Source organism: Azospirillum sp. TSH64 (genome assembly GCF_003116035.1).
Classification (GTDB): domain Bacteria; phylum Pseudomonadota; class Alphaproteobacteria; order Azospirillales; family Azospirillaceae; genus Azospirillum.
This window is the reverse complement of sequence record NZ_LGQW01000015.1, coordinates 3,359,787-3,360,100: the sequence shown is the minus strand read 5'-3', so window position 1 is coordinate 3,360,100 and position 314 is coordinate 3,359,787. Positions and strand designations below refer to the sequence as shown.

Below are 314 nucleotides of genomic sequence, written 5' to 3'. Positions count from 1 at the left end.
CCGTGCAGTCGGCCGACCCGGTCAAGGTGATCACCGTCCGCACCACAGCCTTCGAGGCGGCGCCCGCCACCGGCAGCGGCGCGGTCGAGAGCATCGCCACCGCGCCGGACCCCGGTCTGTCTGGCTTCGTCTCGGCCGAGCTGTCGAAGTCGGAGCGTCCGGAGCTGACCTCCGCCCGCATCGTCATCTCCGGCGGGCGCGGCATGCAGTCGGGCGACAATTTCCACCTGCTGGAGGCCATCGCCGACAAGCTGGGGGCCGCCGTCGGGGCCAGCCGTGCCGCCGTCGATGCCGGCTTCGTGCCGAACGACTAT

1 protein-coding gene is annotated in these 314 nt (G+C 72.0%); it reads left to right on the top strand.

Annotation, left to right across the window (positions count from 1 at the left end):
• Positions 1-314: FAD-binding protein (locus TSH64_RS36405; RefSeq protein WP_247872987.1), on the top strand; the 314-nt coding region annotated here is incomplete at both ends.